The organism is Qipengyuania atrilutea (genome assembly GCF_013370205.1).
Classification (GTDB): Bacteria; Pseudomonadota; Alphaproteobacteria; order Sphingomonadales; family Sphingomonadaceae; genus Actirhodobacter; species Actirhodobacter atriluteus.
Genome location: NZ_JABWGV010000001.1, coordinates 288,708 through 304,931 on the forward strand (window position 1 = coordinate 288,708; position 16,224 = coordinate 304,931).

The following is a 16,224-nucleotide window of genomic DNA, read 5'->3' on the forward strand; positions in this document are numbered from 1 at the left end:
ATCATGGCGATGCCCGGTCTCATCAAGGTCATGGAACGTGCCGCGCGCAAGGCGGGCAGCCGCCTGCGGCGCGATTTCGGCGAAATCGAACACCTGCAGGTCAGCCGCAAGGGGCCGGCCGACTTCGTGTCCAAAGCCGATCAGCGCGCCGAGCGCACGCTGTACGACGAACTGCTCCACGCGCGCCCCGACTGGGGCTTCGTGCTCGAGGAAGCGGGCGTCATCGAAGGTGATCCGAACTCGCCCCGCTGGATCATCGACCCGCTCGACGGGACCAGCAACTTCCTCCACGGCATTCCGCATTTCGCGATCTCGATCGCGGTGCAGGAACCGAAGCTGGGCGGGGGCGGCTGGGGCGACGTCGTGGCGGCGGTCATCTACCAGCCGACCACCGACGAGACCTTCTGGGCCGAGAAGTCGCGCGGTTCCTGGCTGCACGACGGGCGTCTGCGCGTATCCTCGCGCTCGAACCTGTCCGATTCGCTCATCGCGACCGGCATTCCCTTCCAGGGTCACGGTGACTTTTCCGAATGGAGCCGCATCTTCGGCGCCATCGGTCCCAATGTCGCAGGCATTCGGCGCTACGGTGCGGCCTCGCTCGATCTTGCGTGGCTTGCCGCCGGGCGGTTCGACGGCTTCTGGGAAAGCGGCCTCAACGACTGGGATACCGCGGCCGGCTGCCTGATCGTGCGCGAAGCGGGCGGTTTCGTTTCCGATTTCCGCGGCCGCTCGCAGCCGATCCATTCGAAACAGGTGCTGGCAGCGAACGATACGCTCCATTCGCGGCTTCACAAACTGCTTGCCGGAGCGCTCAAGTAAGCGGCCTTGCCAGCCGCGCCGGCGAACGCTAGATCGCCCCTCGCGCTGGGCCGCCCCTGTGGTGGAACTGGTAGACGCGTTCGACTCAAAATCGAATTCCTAACGGAGTGCCCGTTCGAGTCGGGCCAGGGGCACCAGCGCGCATTTCCCCGGCTTTTGAAAAGCGCGCTCGCTTCGCCGGTGCAGCATGACAAATGCCTTGATTCCTGCCGCCCGGAGTGTGAACGCTAACCCCTGATGGTTCTGCCGGGTCTGCCTTCACCACATGCGGTCGCCGCGATGGCTGTCACCATCCTCATGTTCATCGCGTTCGCGCGCGGGAAGATGTCGATCGAGATCATCTCCCTACTGACCATCGCCGTCATCGCCGTGGGTCTGTATTTCTTCCCCCTCGAAGGGACCGCTCCGGCAGACGGGCTGGCGCTCGCCTTCGCAGGCTTCGGACACTACGCGCTCATCACGATCTGCGCCTTGATGATCATGGGGCGCGGCCTCGTCGTGACCGGGGCGCTGGAACCCGCCTCCCGCTTTCTGGAGCGGGTGTTCAAGATCAACCTGCAGCTCGGACTTCTGGTATCGCTCATCATCGCCTTCGTGCTGTCGATGGGGGTCAACAATACGCCGGTTCTCGTGCTGATGATCCCGATCTTCGCAGCGCTGGCTCATCGCGGAGCGCTGCCGTCATCGAAGACGCTGATCCCGCTCAATGCCGCATCGCTGCTTGGCGGACTTGCCACGACCATCGGCACGTCCACCAACATTTTGGTGGTGTCCATCGCGGTCGATCTCGGCATGCCGCAGATGGGCGTGTTTCATTTCACTCCGATCGTGCTGGTCGCCTCGCTTTTCGCGCTGCCTTATCTTTGGCTGGTGATGCCGCGGCTTTTGAAGGATAACCGGACCGCAGCGGAAGCGAAGCAGCGCCGGTTCCATGCCCGGCTCAGGGTGGGCGAGGACAGTCTGCTCAACGGGCATGAACTGAAGACGGTCCTCTCGCGCCTGCCGGACGAGATCGAGTTCCACGATCCCCCCGCCGGACCGATCCGGGCGCAGCAGGAATTCTACGTCAGCGGGACGCACGAGGCGATCGAGGAAGCGAGCCGGGCGCTTCGCGGCGAGGTCGCACCGGCGTGGGTAATCGACCGCATCCGCCGCAAGGCCGACGAAAGCGGAACCGACATCGGCGTCGTGGAAGCGATCGTAACCGCGGATTCGCGCCTCATCCACCGCACCCTGCCGACATCGGGCATCGCCGACCTCTACGGCGTGGCCGTTCTTGGCATTCACCGGCCGGCCCGGGTGATCGGAGAGCGCGAGGAATACAGCCAGAGCGGCGACCTGCGCATCGCGGAAGGCGACGTGCTGCTCGTCATGGGCGTGCCCGAAAACCTCAACGAATTTGCGACCGCCGACAGCCTGATGCAGCTTGAGGGCATGCGCGAGTTGCCGCGCCGTTCGAAAGCGGTGCTGGCGGCGACCATCATGGGCGGGTCGGTCGGTCTCGCCTCGATCGGCCTGCTGCCGATCGCAATCGCTTCGCTGGCAGGCGCGATCGTCATGTTCCTGACCGGCTGCGTGAAATTCGACCGGGTTGGGCGCGCCCTGTCCGCCAAGGTCATCGTGCTCGTCGCAGCCAGTATCGCGATCGGGCGCATAATTCTCGAAAGCGGGGCGGCAGATTGGCTCGGGCAGACGCTGGCGCTGGGACTGCAATTCCTCTCGCCCTCGCTGGTGCTGGCAGCGATCATGCTGTTCGTGACGGTGCTCACCAATTTCGCCTCGAATGCGACGGCGGCGACGGTCGGCACGCCGATCGCTTTCAGCATCGCGAGTCAGCTCGGCCTTCCGGCGGAGCCGCTGATCCTGGCCGTGCTGTTCGGCTGCAACCTGTGCTATGCCACGCCGATTGCGTATCAGACCAATATGCTGATCATGTCGGAAGGCAGCTACGAGTTCAAAGACTACATCCGCACCGGCGTGCCGCTGGTGCTCATCATGGTCACGACCCTCTCGATCGGGCTGGTGCTGACCTACGACATGTAACAGGGGGAGACAGGCGATGATGGGACGGTTTGGACTTTTGGCAGGGGCGGCGCTGGCGCTGGCGCTTGGTTCACCGGCGGCGGCGGACGAACTCGGCGATGCGGTGGCGAGCGACATGCCCGAACTGATGAAGCTGTACCGCGATCTTCACGCCAACCCCGAACTCAGCATGCAGGAATTCGAAACAAGCGCGAAGCTGGCGAAACGGATGCGCGCGCTCGGCTTTGAGGTGACGGAAAAGGTCGGTAAGACCGGCGTCGTCTCCGTGATGAAGAACGGCGAGGGACCGGTGGTCATGCTGCGCGCGGACATGGACGGGCTGCCCGTCACCGAGCAGACCGGACTGCCCTTCGCTTCAAAAGCGCGCGGGGTTCCGGCGTCGGGGGTCGAAAGCGGCATCATGCATGCCTGCGGCCACGATACGCACATGACCGCCTTCATTGGCACGGCGCAGCTTCTGGCCGAGCGTAAGGCGGACTGGTTCGGAACGCTCGTCATGATCCTACAACCGGGCGAGGAAACGGGCGAGGGCGCCCGCGCAATGCTGGAAGACGGGCTGTACGAACGCTTTCCAAAGCCCGACTACGTGCTTGCCTTCCACGATGCCGCGCAGTTTCCGGCCGGGATGATCGGCTATTCCCCCGGCTTCGCGCTCGCCAATGTCGACAGCGTCGACATCACCGTGCCGGGTATCGGCGGGCATGGCGCCTATCCGCATACGACGAAAGATCCGGTCGTTCTCGCGAGCGCGATGGTGATGAAGCTGCAGACGCTGGTGAGCCGCGAAAGCTCGCCGCTCGACCCGGCAGTGGTGACGGTCGGCAGCTTCCACGCCGGGGCGAAGCACAACATCATTTCGGACGAGGCGAAGCTGCAGCTGACCGTGCGCTCCTATACCGACGAATCGCGCAAGCTGCTGCTCGACGGTATCAAGCGCATCGCGCGCGGCGAAGCAGTTGCCGCAGGCATGCCGGACGAGAAGATGCCGGTGGTCGAAGTGCGCGAAGACGAGTTCACGCCCGCGACCTACAACTCGCCCGAGTTCACCGAAGCGGTCATGGCCGACCTGACCACGCGGTTCGGAGACGAGCGGGTGCAGCAGGTTCCCTCGGTCATGGGCGGCGAAGATTTCGGGCGCTACATCCGCGAGGACCCGGACAACATCAAGTCGCTGATCTTCTGGGTCGGCGGCGTACCGCAAGCGGAATTCGAGAAGGCGCAGGCAGGCGAAACGCAGCTTCCCTCGCTCCACTCGCCGTTCTGGGCGCCCGATGCGGAAAAGGTGATCGCGACGGCGGCCGAGGCGCTCACCGACACAACACTGAGGCTGATGCCCGCGCGCGGCGGCTGACGCTAGTCGGCTATCAGACACAAAAAGGCCGCCGGTAGCAGGGGGTGCTTCCGGCGGCCTTGGCGTTCTCCTCCCCAGGAGAAAGCGTCGATCAGGTATAATTGCCGAGGCGGTGGTGCAATGCGTTGATTTTCGCTAGGACCTCGCGGTCTTCGGTCGCGCGTGCGTGGCTGGTCAGCGCATCGCGCAGCAGGCGGAAATCCGCAGTGGAGAACAGGGCGCGGGCGCGGCCCGGTTCCGGCTTCTTGGTGTCTGCTTCGGTCATTATCGTATCCTCTCGCAAATTCTCGCGCTGCTTTTATGCAGCGAACTGGTTCATCGTGTTGTCCTTGCCGCCAGCCTTCAGCGCAGCTTCGCCGGCAAAATTTTCCTTGTGGTCATCGCCGAGGTCGCTGCCGGCCATGTTCTGGTGCTTCACGCAGGCGATACCTTCGCGGATCTCCTTGCGCTGGACGCCCTTGACGTAGCCGAGCATCGCTTCCTCGCCAAAATATTCCTTGGCGAGATTGTCGGTGCTGAGAGCCGCCGTGTGGTAGGTCGGCAGCGTGATCAGGTGGTGGAAGATACCGGCCCGCTTCGCCGCGTCCCGCTGGAAGGTGCGGATCCGCTCGTCGGCTTCGGCGGCGAGATCGGTGCCGTCGTAATCCACGCTCATCAGCTTCGCCCGGTCGTATGCACTCAGGTCGCGGCCTTCCGCTTCCCAAGCGTCATAAACCTGCTGACGGAAATTGAGCGTCCAGTTGAAGCTGGGCGAGTTGTTGTAGACGAGCTTCGCGTTCGGCACGGCCTCGCGGATGCGGTCGACCATTCCGGCGATCTGCTCGATGTGCGGCTTCTCCGTCTCGATCCACAGCAGGTCCGCGCCGTTCTCTAGGCTGGTGATGCAGTCGAGCACGCAGCGGTCCTCGCCCGTTCCGGCGCGGAACTGGTAGAGGTTGGACGGCAGGCGTTTGGGACGCAGCAGTTTGCCGTCGCGGCTGATGAAGACATCGCCGTTGCGGATCGTCGCCGGATCGACTTCCTCGCAGTCGAGGAAGCTGTTGTACTGGTCGCCGAGGTCGCCTTCCTCGGTGGTGTAGGCGATCTGCTTCGTGAGGCCAGCGCCGAGCGAGTCGGTGCGTGCGACGATGATGCCGTCATCGACGCCGAGTTCCATGAAGGCATATCGGATCGCGCGGATCTTCTGGAGGAAGTCCTCGTGCGGAACGGTGACCTTGCCGTCCTGATGGCCGCACTGCTTCTCGTCGGAGACCTGGTTCTCGATCTGAAGCGCGCAGGCACCGGCCTCGATCATCTTCTTGGCGAGGAGGTATGTCGCCTCCGCATTCCCGAAACCGGCGTCGATATCGGCAATGATCGGAACGACGTGCGTTTCGTAATTGTCGACCGCGTGCTCAATCCGCTTCGCCTCGACTTCGTCGCCGCGCTCGCGCGCTGCATCGAGGTCGCGGAACATCATGCCGAGTTCGCGGGCATCGGCCTGCTTCAGGAAGGTGTAGAGTTCCTCGATCAGCGCCGGAACGCTGGTCTTCTCGTGCATGGATTGGTCGGGCAGGGGGCCGAACTCGCTGCGCAGCGCCGCGACCATCCAGCCGGACAGGTATAGGTAACGCTGCTTCGTGCTGCCGAAATGCTTCTTGATCGAAATCATTTTCTGCTGCGCGATGAACCCGTGCCAGCAGCCGAGCGACTGCGTGTAGTGCGCGGGGTCGGCATCGTAAGCAGCCATGTCGTCGCGCATGATCTTCGCAGTGTAGCGCGCGATGTCGAGGCCGGTCGCAAAACGGTTCTGCAGGCGCATGCGGGTTGCTGCCTCGCCGTCGATCGCGTTCCAGGCGCTGCCGCGCTGTTTGATCATTTTGGACAGTTCTTCGGTCGTGCTCTGATACGTCATCGTGAAACTCCAGTTCCTTCCGCCCCAAGCGGCTTTCTGGAATGGTATTTCGCGGAAGCGGCTCGGATTTGAAATGAAATTTACGAACTAACTTGTCTTCGGACGTTAAAATCAGCATTTTGCGTTGCAAACTTGTAAACAAGTTTACAATACGAGTGCGATATGCCTGAGCAATCTCTTTATGCGGGCGCGGCACTGCGCCGTATCCGTCGCCGCGAAAATCTGACGCAGGCGGCAATGGCCGCTCGCCTCGCTATTTCGCCCAGCTACCTGAACCTCATCGAGCGAAACCAGCGCCCCTTGTCGGCGCGGGTCATGATGCAGCTTGTAAGCCAGTTCGACTTCGATCCGCGCGCGCTCGAAGCGGACGAGTCCATCGGCGGCATCGACGGGCTGGTTCGCCGGATGGCCGACGAGCGTTTCAGCGACCTTGCGATCGACCGCGAGGAACTGGACGAGTTTCTTGCGGCCTCGCCCCGCGTCGCCTCCGCTTTCGCACGACTGTTCGACAATGCCGCACCCGCTTCCGCGGACGCCGCTGATCCGCTGGTCGAATCGCGCAAGGCAATCGAGCGCTGGCGCAATCATTTCAGCGAACTCGACGACGCGGCCGAGCAGACGGCGGACGATCTGCGCCTCTCGCGCGCCGATATCGGCGTTGCGCTCACCGAGCGGCTGCGCGAGCGCCACCAGCTATCGGTGCGCATCCTTCCGCGCGAGATCATGCCCGATCTGCAGCGGCGGCTCGATCTGCACGCCCGGCAAGTCCAACTGTCGGAAATGCTTCCGCCCCATGCACGCAATTTCAACCTCGCCGTGCAGCTTGCCGAACTTGAAGCCCGCCGCGAGGTCGAAAGCATCGCGGCGGGCGCGGACTTTTCCGAAGACACCGCGCGGCAGCTGTTCCAGCGGCATCTCTACGGGTATTTCGCAGCGGCGCTCCTCATGCCTTACGGCCGCTTCCTGCGCGCCTGTCAGCAGACCAATTACGATTTTCCGGTTCTAGAGCGCCGCTTCAACGTCAGCTTCGAGCAGCTCGCGCACCGGCTGACGACCCTGGGTCGCGTGGGCGAGCGCGGACTGCCGTTCTTCATGGCGCGTCTGGACGAGGCGGGACAGTTCTCTAAGCGGTTTGCCGGTGCCAGCAATTCTCCGCTGGTCGAGCCGGTCGGTTCGTGTCCGTTGTGGAACGTGCATCGCGCCTTCGCTCGACCGGGTGAGTGGCAGGCTCAGCAAGTCAGTGTCGAGGGCGCGCAGCCGTCCGACTGGTTCACCGTCGCGCGCAGCACCAGCGGCGCCGAAAACGCGCGCTTTGTGGTTGTCGTGGGGGTCGAAGCACGACTCGCGGGAGAGATGGCACTCGCGCGCGGTCTGTCGTTGAGCGGCGATACATTTCAGCCGATCGGCCTGGGTTGCCGCGCTTGCCGACGAGTGCACTGTACGCAGCGTTCGCTGCCGCCGACCGGAGCCAGTCTGCGCTTCGACCGGGCGGGGCGGACGAACACGCCGTTTTCCTTCGGAAATGGCTAGCGCGGTGTTAACCATCATCGTGGGAACTGAGGGAGTTAAGTGCAGTTTCTCATCCCGGACAAGGAGACTGACATGACCGAAGAACGCATTACCGAAACCCGCGACGATCTTGGCAATACGCATACGCATACCACTGTCATTCACGACGGACCGCGAGACAGCGGCGGCGCGGGCAAGTGGGTATTCCTGCTGATCCTGCTCGTCGCGGTCATTGCAGCGATTTATTTCTTCTCGCAGATGAGCAGCGCGGAAGCCGGCAAGGATCAGGCCGTGGCCGATGCCGCCGGACAGGTCGGCGACGCGGCGCAGCAGGCAGGCGATGCGGTCACGAACGCAGCGAACAATCTGACGAACTGATCGTTCTTCACGGAATACTGTCGGGGAGCGGATGCGTTCGCTCCCCGTCCTTTGTAAACGCGGTGTTTACCTAGACTTCACCAATTCGCCGTAGCGCTGAAGCATGGCTTCGCTCCGGACACCGCATCGGTTTTCCAGCCTCGACCGGCTCGCGATATTCGCGTGATTTTCGCCGAGGCCACGACCGTGTTTGTAAGCGCCTTGCTGCTTGCCGGGGCTCTCGCCTCGCTGATGGCGGCAATCCACCTGCTGAGAAGCGGCGATGCTGCCCGCGCGGATCGCTTGCCGAGTAGCATGGCGCTTGCCCTGACGGCGCTCTGGCTGCTCGCCTACGCAGCGCTGGGCGAAGCGAACATCATCGTCCGGCTGTTGGAAACGCCACGCAACCTCGCCTGGATCGTGGTGATCTACCGCGCATTCGAAGTTGCCGCTCCGCATGACCGGAATGCGGCGGTCCGGAAGGTCACGCTGGCGCTGGTGATGACACAGCTACTGCAGCCGGTCCTGCTCGGCATCGAGCTGCGCGTCACGGACTACCCCGCGCTCTTGCGCGATACGCAGCACACCGCCGAGGCGCTGCAGATGCTTGTCTGCATCGGTGCGCTGGTTCTCGTCCACAACCTCTACCTTGCCGCTTCGGACGGAGCACAGCGGGTCGTGCACTGGCTCTCGCTCGGTCTGGCCGGTATCTGGTTCACGCAGTTGAGCGCCGAAGGGGTCTCTTATTTCGCAAGAGAAGCGGGCGATTTTGCCGCCGGAGTAGCAGCGGCCGTGCACGGTGTGTTCGCGTCGGCTGCCTGGATCTTCGTTCTGCTGTCGTCCCGCGCCGATGCCGCCAGCAACCGCTTTCGTCCGTCACGCAAGGTGGCTTTCCGAACATTGTCGCTCGTGGTAATCGGCGCTTACCTCCTTGCGCTTCATGCACTGACCGAAGTGCTGGTAGGCGGCGAATTACAGGCGGCGCAGATCGCCATGCTCGCCGTGTCATTGGGGATTGTGATCGGCGCGCTGCTGTGGCTGCCGACGCGCGAACTGCGTGCCTGGCTAACCGTCGTCATCACGAAGAACCTGTTCAAGCACCGCTACGAGTACCGTGAGGAGTGGCTGCGCTTCACCCGGACGTTGAGTTCGCGCGCGGGCGATACCCCTCTTCCCGACCGCTCGGTCAGGGCGCTTTGCGACATCACCGGCAGCCGCTGGGGACGGTTGTACCTGGCGCAGAGCGGGGGTGAATTGACGTGTGCGGCAAACTGGAACCGATCTCCGCCCGAAGACGTGGACCGTATGCTGCCGAAGGCTTTAGCCGAATACCTCGGTACGACGGGCAGGATCTACGATGGGGCAGAGGCCGATATTCACGATGGGGAAACGCGGTCGTGGCTGGACGCACAGGCGAACGTCTGGGCCATCGTTCCGCTGCTCCATTTCGAGAAACTTGTCGGCGCAGTGGCGCTCGGCCCGCCGGCCTATGCGCGCTCGCTCGATTGGGAGGATTTCGACATCCTGCGCGTGGCGGGTTCGCAAATCGCCAGCTATCTGGCGGAACGGCAATCGCAGGAAACGCTGCTTGAAAGCCGCCAGTTCGACGCTTTTTACCGTCGCATGGCTTTCGTCATGCACGATGTGAAGAACCTGTCGAGCCAGCTTTCGCTGATGTCGCGCAATGCGAAGCTGCATGCCGACAATCCCGAGTACCGCAAGGATATGCTCGTTACATTGCAGAACAGTGCAGACAAGATGAACGCGCTTCTGGCCCGACTGGGCCGTTACGGCACGGCAGGTACGGGAAGACGCGAGACCGTGCAGATCGGCGGCGTGCTGCAGCGGCTCGCGGAACAGTTCGCGCATAGCCGCAAAGTGGTACTCGGCGACTGCGTGCAAGGACTGGTCACGATCGATCCGGAGCGGCTCGAACAGGCGCTGGCGCATCTCGTCCAGAACGCGATCGATGCCGGCGGCGAGCCGGTCGAGATTTCCGTAGCCGTCGAAGGGGAGCAGGCGCGCATTTCTGTCAGCGACAGGGGCTCTGGCATGAGCGCAGGCTTCATCGAAAACGAACTCTTCAAGCCCTTCGTTTCGACCAAGGAGGGCGGCTTCGGCATCGGTGCGCTCGAAGCGCGCGACATCGTTCAGGCCATGGGCGGAACGCTAGAAGTCCGCTCTGCCGAGGGCGTGGGTACGACTTTCATTGCCGTATTGCCGCTCGCCAAAGCAAGGATCGAACCGGCTGAGCGCATTGATCAGAACAGAGCCGCTGCATGAGCAAGGAACAGAAACCGAAACTGCTGATCGTGGAGGACGATGCGGGTCTGCAGGCGCAGCTTAAATGGGCCTATGCGGACTTCGACGTGACCATCGTCGGCGACCGCAAGTCCGCGCTTGCCGCCCTGCGCTCGGAGAACCCTGCGGTCGTGACGCTCGACTTAGGTCTGCCGCCCGATCCGGACGGGACGAGCGAGGGGTTCGCGGTCCTCGACGCGATCGTCGAACTGAGCCCTCAAACCAAGGTCATCGTCGCCTCCGGCCACGGCGAGCGGCAAAGTGCGCTCGACGCGATCCAGCGCGGCGCTTACGATTTCTACCAGAAGCCGGTCGATATCGACGTGCTCGGCCTGATCGTCGAACGGGCCTACCGCCTGCATCAGATCGAGGAGGAGAACCGCCGGATGGCGGTGCGCGCAGGCGATGATAAACTCGTGTTGCAGCGTCTGCTCACCGACGCGCCCGAGATGATCAAGGTTGCCAGGACCATCGAACGGGTTGCGGATACCAGCGCTTCGGTCCTGCTTTTGGGGGCGAGCGGCACCGGCAAAGAACTGCTCGCGCGCGGGGTGCATGAAGAAAGCAATCGCCGCGATGCCGAATTCGTCGCGATCAACTGCGCCGCGATCCCTGAAAACCTGCTCGAAAGCGAGTTGTTCGGACATGAAAAGGGCGCGTTTACCGGCGCTGTAAAAACCACCGAAGGCAAGATCGAGCGCGCCGCCGGAGGGACACTCTTCCTCGACGAGGTGGGCGACATTCCTCTGCCGCTACAAGTGAAGCTGCTGCGCTTCCTGCAGGAGCGGACTATCGAGCGGATCGGCGGGAGAAAGCAGATCGCAGTCGATACGCGGCTGGTGTGTGCGACACATCAGAACCTCGAAGAAATGATTGCGGCGGGCACGTTCCGCGAAGATCTCTACTACCGTCTGGCGGAAATCGTCATTCGCATTCCCTCGCTTGCCGAGAGACCGGGAGACGCAGTGCTCCTGGCAAAGGCCTTCCTCTCGCGCTTCGCCGCGGAGATGAACCCCAAGGTACGGGGATTTTCCTCAGCCGCCTTGACCGCGATCGATGAATGGGCATGGCCCGGTAACGTGCGCGAACTCGAAAATCGGGTGAAGCGGGCGGTCATCATGTGCGAGGGCAATATCATCGATACCGCCGACCTCGATTTTGGAGAAGGCGAAGGTGCCGACACGATGACGCTGAACCTGAAGGCTGCGCGCGAACAAGTCGATCGGCGGATGATAAAGCAGGCCCTAGCGCGCAGTGAAGACAACATCTCTGCGGCGGCGAAGCTGTTAGGGGTAAGCAGGCCGACGCTCTACGATTTGCTGAAGCAATACGACCTTCAGCCTTGATAGGCGGGGCGAATGCCGCTCTAGGCGCCGAACCCGTCAAGTTCCGAAAGTCTACCTAATTCTCAAATGTCCTTCTTGATACGCCTCACGCGCGACCCGATGCTGCGCCTGCTTGCTATTGCGATACTGCTGGCGGCGTTCCTGCCGGCAAGCGGAGCGGCGCGCGAGATCGTGCAGGGAGCGGCTTATGCAGCGATATTCCTGCTGTTTCTCGTCAACGGTATCCGCGTCGCGCGCGGCGATATCCTCGCCGGTCTTCAGGATTGGCGGTTTTTCGTACCGCTGACGGTGTGGGTGTTCCTCATCATGGGAGGGATTGGGGTTATCCTTGCGCAGACATTGTCCGGCGTTCTGCCCGGCCTTGTCATTATCGGGTTCATCTTCCTAGGCGTGCTGCCGTCAACCGTTCAATCGGCGACATCGTACTCGTCGCTTGCCGGCGGCAACGTCGCCCTGTCGGTGATCGCAGCGGCGCTTCTGACGATCGTCGGCATCATCGCCAGCCCGGCTTTGTTCGTTGCTTTCGGGGGAAGTGGGGCGGGAAGTCTCGGCTGGGACGCGTTCCGCAACATCGCAGTGCTGCTGCTATTGCCGCTCTGCATCGGGCTGCTCGTGCAAGACAGGTTCCGCCCGTTCGTTCTGCAGTACAAGGACGCGGCGACGTGGCTCGACCGGATCGTCATCGCCCTCGCGGTCTATGTCGCGATGGCGGGCGCCGTGTCGGAAGGACTATGGCAGAGAGTCACGCCGACCGAATGGCTGATCTTAGCGGCGGCAAGCGTAATCTACCTCGCTTTCGCGCATTACGGTGCGTGGATGCTGTCCGGCGCTCTCGCGAGAAGTCCAGAGGACCGCATCGCCTTTACCTTTGCCGGCGCGCAGAAAAGCGCAGCCATTGGCGCGCCGCTGGCTGCCATCCTGTTTCCGGCGGGAGCAGCGGGCTTCATCATCGTACCGCTGCTACTGTACCACCTGATGCAGCTCGTCCTGGCCGTGCCGCTGGCGAACCACCTGCGGAACCGCTTCGGAGAAGCCTCCGTCTAGGAGCTCGAGGCGTCGACCGCTTCATCGACATCTCCGAACGGCGACACCGGCTCCGTGCTTCTTTTGTTATGGCGGATCGACCACCAGAGCGACAATCCGATGAGTACCGCGCCGATCAGGCCGGTGATGGTCTCGGGAATGTGGTAGCGAGCAGATAGCAGCATGATCGCGCCGAGCGCCATGATCGCCCAGAACGCGCCGTGTTCGAGATAGCGATACTGCGCCAGCGTTCCCTTCCGGACGAGGTGTATCGTCATGGAGCGCACGAACATCGCGCCCACCGACAGGCCGATGGCGATCACGATCATGTTGTTCGACAAGGCGAAGGCACCGATCACTCCATCGAAGCTGAACGAACTGTCGAGCACTTCGAGATACAGGAAGCCGCCCAGACCGGAGCGAACCACGGCACCTGCCGCGCGCTTCTTTTCTTCCCATTGTTCGATAATCGCGCCGAGTGCGTGCACCCCGATGTAGGTGACCAGGCCGAGGATCCCTGCGGTCAGGAACGTCATCGCATCCGCGGGAGCAAGCAGCGTAGATACGAAGTAAATTATGAGGAGTACGAGGCCGATTTCGACCGCCGGAATGGTCGAGAACTTCTTGATGCCGCGTTCCACCACGCGGATCCAATGTACGTCCTTGTCCGAATCGAAGAAGAAGGTGAGGCCGACCATCGCAAGAAATGCACCGCCGAAACCGGCAATTCCGACATGCGCCCCCGATACCAGCCGTTCGTATTGCTCGGGATCATTGAGCGACAGGCGGATGGCCTCGACCGGTCCGATGTTGGCCGCGATTGCGACGATGGCGATGGGAAACACGATGCGCATTCCGAAGACCGCGATTGCGATCCCCCAGGTGAGGAAGCGCTTCTGCCAGACCTCGTCCATCTCGCGTAGCACGGTCGCATTCACCACGGCATTGTCGAAGCTCAGCGAAATTTCGAGGATCGAAAGCACGAACACGATCCACAGCAGGCTGAGCGTGCCGGTGAGCGTGCCGGTGCTTTCCCAGCCGTACCAGACTGCCAAACCGAGACAGACGAGCGTGAAAATCACGGCCGCTTTGTAATAGTGCAGGAGGGTTTGCATGGAAAACGGTCTCAGCTTTTGGGTTGGTAGGTCTGGTCAGAGCCAGGGAAGCTGCGCGAGCGCACTTCCTCGGCATAGGTGCTGACGGTCCGGTCGATCAGTTCGGCGACGTCGGCGTATTTCTTGACGAAGCGCGGGACCCGCTCGAACATGCCGAGCATATCGTCGGTGACCAGTACCTGGCCGTCGCATTTTGCCGATGCGCCGATGCCGATGGTCGGCGCCGAGACCGCTTTCGTCACGGCAATGGCGATCGGTTCGACCACGCCCTCCACGACGATCGCGAAGGCCCCTGCCTCGTCGAGTGCCTGAGCATCGGAGACGATCTTGTCCGCTTCGGCATCGCTTCGCCCGCGCGCTCCGTATCCGCCGAGGACATTCACCGCTTGCGGGGTCAGGCCGACGTGACCCATGACCGGAATGCCTCGCTCGATCAGGAAGCGCACAGTCTCTGCCATCTGCGCGCCGCCTTCGAGCTTGACGGCGGCGGCTCCGCTTTCCTTCAGCAGCCGCGCGGCGCTTTCGAACGCCTGCTCCTTCGAGCTTTCGTACGATCCGAACGGCATATCGACAATGACGACGGCATGGTAGGATCCGCGCACGACCGCAGCCGCATGGTTCGCCATCATTTCAAGCGTCACGGGTACGGTCGAAGGCAGGCCATAGATTACCTGTCCCAGCGAGTCTCCGACGAGCAGCATATCGCAGTGCCGGTCGAGCAGCTGTGCCTGCCGCGCGGTGTAGGCCGTCAGCATGACGAGCGGTTCTTCGGTCGAACCGTCGTCCTTGCGCGCCCTTATCTTCGGCACGGTAAGGCGCTTCATCGGGGCGGGCGTCGGATTGGCGCGGCTGGTCGAAGTGTCGATCTGGAAGGTCGTTGACATGGGAAGGCTCCATAGACGAGCCGGGGATTTGCGCAAATCCCGCCTCGACGGGAGAGGCAATTCTTGCAAGAACCCCGCGAAAGACGTGGGAGGGGCAAGAAACCTCTTCTCCGAGAAGAAAACCGGGAGGGATGACAATGGTCGCGACAACGAAAACGGGCACGCCTACCGGAGACGGTTGGTCGTCTCGCTCGGCCTTCATCCTCGCAGCTGTCGGCGCAGCAGTCGGCCTCGGCAATCTGTGGCGCTTTCCGACACTTGCGGGCGAGAGCGGCGGTGGCGCTTTCGTCATCTTCTACATCGGCTGCGTGGTCTTGCTGGGCCTTCCCTTGCTTCTCGCCGAGATTTTCATCGGCAGAGCAGGCCAGACCGACGCGGTGGGCTCGATCAGGCGCGTCGCTAAGGAATCGCGCGTTTCCCAGAAATGGTGGATCTTCGGCGCGATCGGCGCGCTGGCGGCTTTCCTGATCGTATCGTTCTACTCCGTCGTCGCCGGTTGGGTACTCTACTACGCCGGCGTCTTCGCAGGTGATTTCGCAAGCGCGCTGCTGGCCGGCGATCCCTTCCGGGGCGGTCTGCACGGAGAAACGCAGGAGCAGATCGCCGGACGGATGGGCAATCTGTTCGCATCGCCCGGTCTACTCATCACCATGCATCTTCTCTTCATGGGCGGGACACTTTACATCGTCGCGCGCGGGGTGTCGGGCGGGATCGAGAAGGCCGCGACCTATCTCATGCCCGCCTTCTTCGTCCTGCTGCTCGGCATTACTATCTACGGTGCGGTAGTCGGCGACATCGGCGAAGCCGCAGAGTTTCTGTTCACGCCCGACTGGTCGAAGCTCACTCCCGAAGTGATGAACGCTGCGCTCGGGCAGGCGCTCTTCTCGCTGTCGCTGGGCGTCGCCGGTATCATCACCTACGGTTCCTACATCCGGCAAGGCACACGCCTCGGGCCGACCGCGCTGGCGATCGGTGTGGCCGATACGATGGTTGCCCTGATCGCCGGCCTGATGATTTTTCCGATCGTTTTCGCCGTCGGCCTCGATCCGGCAGCCGGACCGACGCTGGTGTTCCAGACCCTGCCGTTCGCGTTCGAAAGCATGCCGGGAGGGGCGCTACTCGGGCTGCTCTTCTTCGTCCTAATTCTCGTTGCGGCGATCACGAGCTCCATTTCGCTGCTCGAGGTGCCGACCGCTTGGGCCATCGGCGAGCTTGGCTGGACCAGGCGGAAGGCTGCGCTGGTTTTCGGAGCGGGCGCCTTCGTGATCGGGATCGCCTGTCTGCTGGGTTACAACGTCTGGTCGGACGTGCGTCCGCTGGGCTTCTGGCCGATCTTCGCCGAGACCGACATCCTCGACACCGTCGACGGCTTCACCGGCAAGATCATGCTGCCGCTCGGCGCGCTGCTCGCTTCGATCTTTGTTGGCTGGCGCGCGGACAGGCGCCTGCTCGAGGCGACCACGGGTCTGTCGCCGATCATGTTCGGCCTATGGCGATTCCTCCTCGCATGGCTGTGCCCGCTGGCGGTCACGATCATCCTCGTGACGGGCTTGTTCCCCGCAGTGCTCGGCGCGTAGATTTT

Annotated in this window: 13 protein-coding genes and 1 tRNA gene; 10 read left to right on the top strand and 4 right to left on the bottom strand. The window is 62.8% G+C overall.

Annotated elements, in window-relative coordinates:
• Positions 1-3: 3 nt before the first annotated feature.
• The 4 genes from HUV48_RS01450 (at position 4) to HUV48_RS01465 (ending at position 4,213) form a co-directional block, all read left to right on the top strand.
• A complete protein-coding gene (locus HUV48_RS01450) occupies positions 4-819 on the top strand; it encodes an inositol monophosphatase family protein (RefSeq protein ID WP_176265990.1) in 816 nt (271 codons plus the stop codon).
• A gap of 52 nt (positions 820-871) precedes the next feature.
• Positions 872-956: transfer RNA gene (locus HUV48_RS01455), tRNA-Leu, on the top strand.
• 142 nt (positions 957-1,098) lie between these two features.
• Positions 1,099-2,862 carry an SLC13 family permease gene (locus HUV48_RS01460; protein ID WP_225871477.1) on the top strand — a complete coding sequence of 588 codons (1,764 nt, stop codon included), beginning with the start codon at positions 1,099-1,101 and terminating at the stop codon, positions 2,860-2,862.
• Between the two features lie 16 nt (positions 2,863-2,878).
• A complete protein-coding gene (locus tag HUV48_RS01465) occupies positions 2,879-4,213 on the top strand; it encodes an amidohydrolase (protein ID WP_176265991.1) in 1,335 nt (444 codons plus the stop codon).
• 91 nt (positions 4,214-4,304) lie between these two features.
• Here the strand turns inward: HUV48_RS01465 and HUV48_RS01470 are convergent, their stop codons facing one another.
• Together HUV48_RS01470 and HUV48_RS01475 are read right to left on the bottom strand one after the other, a co-directional pair.
• A complete protein-coding gene (locus HUV48_RS01470; protein ID WP_176265992.1) occupies positions 4,305-4,478 on the bottom strand; it encodes a hypothetical protein in 174 nt (57 codons plus the stop codon).
• Between the two features lie 33 nt (positions 4,479-4,511).
• On the bottom strand, positions 4,512-6,107 hold the full coding sequence (locus HUV48_RS01475; protein WP_176265993.1) for an isocitrate lyase: 1,596 nt from the start codon (positions 6,105-6,107) through the stop codon (positions 4,512-4,514).
• Between the two features lie 162 nt (positions 6,108-6,269).
• Here HUV48_RS01475 and HUV48_RS01480 point away from each other — a divergent pair, with 162 nt between their 5' ends.
• From HUV48_RS01480 to HUV48_RS01500, 5 genes are all read left to right on the top strand, one after another.
• Positions 6,270-7,637, top strand: coding sequence for a helix-turn-helix domain-containing protein (locus tag HUV48_RS01480; protein ID WP_176265994.1), 1,368 nt, complete (start codon positions 6,270-6,272; stop codon positions 7,635-7,637).
• 72 nt (positions 7,638-7,709) lie between these two features.
• Positions 7,710-7,994: a hypothetical protein gene (locus HUV48_RS01485; RefSeq protein WP_176265995.1), complete on the top strand. Its 285-nt coding sequence runs from the start codon at positions 7,710-7,712 to the stop codon at positions 7,992-7,994.
• Between the two features lie 162 nt (positions 7,995-8,156).
• Positions 8,157-10,256, top strand: coding sequence for an XrtA/PEP-CTERM system histidine kinase PrsK (gene prsK, locus HUV48_RS01490; RefSeq protein WP_176265996.1), 2,100 nt, complete (start codon positions 8,157-8,159; stop codon positions 10,254-10,256).
• Positions 10,253-11,620 carry a PEP-CTERM-box response regulator transcription factor gene (gene prsR, locus HUV48_RS01495; protein WP_176265997.1) on the top strand — a complete coding sequence of 456 codons (1,368 nt, stop codon included), beginning with the start codon at positions 10,253-10,255 and terminating at the stop codon, positions 11,618-11,620. Before prsK ends, prsR begins: the two co-directional genes overlap by 4 nt.
• 75 nt (positions 11,621-11,695) lie before the next feature.
• Positions 11,696-12,664, top strand: a complete 969-nt coding sequence (locus HUV48_RS01500) for a bile acid:sodium symporter (protein WP_225871478.1) — start codon at positions 11,696-11,698, stop codon at positions 12,662-12,664.
• On the opposite strand, the gene HUV48_RS01505 is transcribed toward HUV48_RS01500, so the two are convergent.
• Together HUV48_RS01505 and panB are read right to left on the bottom strand one after the other, a co-directional pair.
• Complete coding sequence (locus HUV48_RS01505) at positions 12,661-13,758, bottom strand: DUF475 domain-containing protein (RefSeq protein ID WP_176265999.1); 1,098 nt, start codon at positions 13,756-13,758, stop codon at positions 12,661-12,663. The genes HUV48_RS01500 and HUV48_RS01505 overlap by 4 nt on opposite strands.
• 11 nt (positions 13,759-13,769) lie before the next feature.
• Positions 13,770-14,642, bottom strand: a complete 873-nt coding sequence (panB, locus tag HUV48_RS01510) for a 3-methyl-2-oxobutanoate hydroxymethyltransferase (RefSeq protein WP_176266000.1) — start codon at positions 14,640-14,642, stop codon at positions 13,770-13,772.
• A 137-nt stretch (positions 14,643-14,779) separates the two neighbouring features.
• Here panB and HUV48_RS01515 point away from each other — a divergent pair, with 137 nt between their 5' ends.
• Positions 14,780-16,219, top strand: a complete 1,440-nt coding sequence (locus tag HUV48_RS01515; RefSeq protein ID WP_176266001.1) for a sodium-dependent transporter — start codon at positions 14,780-14,782, stop codon at positions 16,217-16,219.
• The last annotated feature ends 5 nt before the right edge of the window (positions 16,220-16,224 follow it).

Bases quoted from the DNA above. Each gene is read 5' to 3' on its own strand.
- HUV48_RS01465 (WP_176265991.1), top strand. From the start codon at position 2,879: ATGATGGGACGGTTTGGACTTTTGGCAGGGGCGGCGCTGGCGCTGGCG.
- HUV48_RS01460 (WP_225871477.1), top strand. From the start codon at position 1,099: ATGGCTGTCACCATCCTCATGTTCATCGCGTTCGCGCGCGGGAAGATG.
- HUV48_RS01505 (WP_176265999.1), bottom strand. From the start codon at position 13,758: ATGCAAACCCTCCTGCACTATTACAAAGCGGCCGTGATTTTCACGCTC.
- panB (WP_176266000.1), bottom strand. From the start codon at position 14,642: ATGTCAACGACCTTCCAGATCGACACTTCGACCAGCCGCGCCAATCCG.
- HUV48_RS01450 (WP_176265990.1), top strand. From the start codon at position 4: ATGGCGATGCCCGGTCTCATCAAGGTCATGGAACGTGCCGCGCGCAAG.
- HUV48_RS01475 (WP_176265993.1), bottom strand. From the start codon at position 6,107: ATGACGTATCAGAGCACGACCGAAGAACTGTCCAAAATGATCAAACAG.
- HUV48_RS01470 (WP_176265992.1), bottom strand. From the start codon at position 4,478: ATGACCGAAGCAGACACCAAGAAGCCGGAACCGGGCCGCGCCCGCGCC.
- HUV48_RS01485 (WP_176265995.1), top strand. From the start codon at position 7,710: ATGACCGAAGAACGCATTACCGAAACCCGCGACGATCTTGGCAATACG.
- prsR (WP_176265997.1), top strand. From the start codon at position 10,253: ATGAGCAAGGAACAGAAACCGAAACTGCTGATCGTGGAGGACGATGCG.
- HUV48_RS01480 (WP_176265994.1), top strand. From the start codon at position 6,270: ATGCCTGAGCAATCTCTTTATGCGGGCGCGGCACTGCGCCGTATCCGT.
- HUV48_RS01515 (WP_176266001.1), top strand. From the start codon at position 14,780: ATGGTCGCGACAACGAAAACGGGCACGCCTACCGGAGACGGTTGGTCG.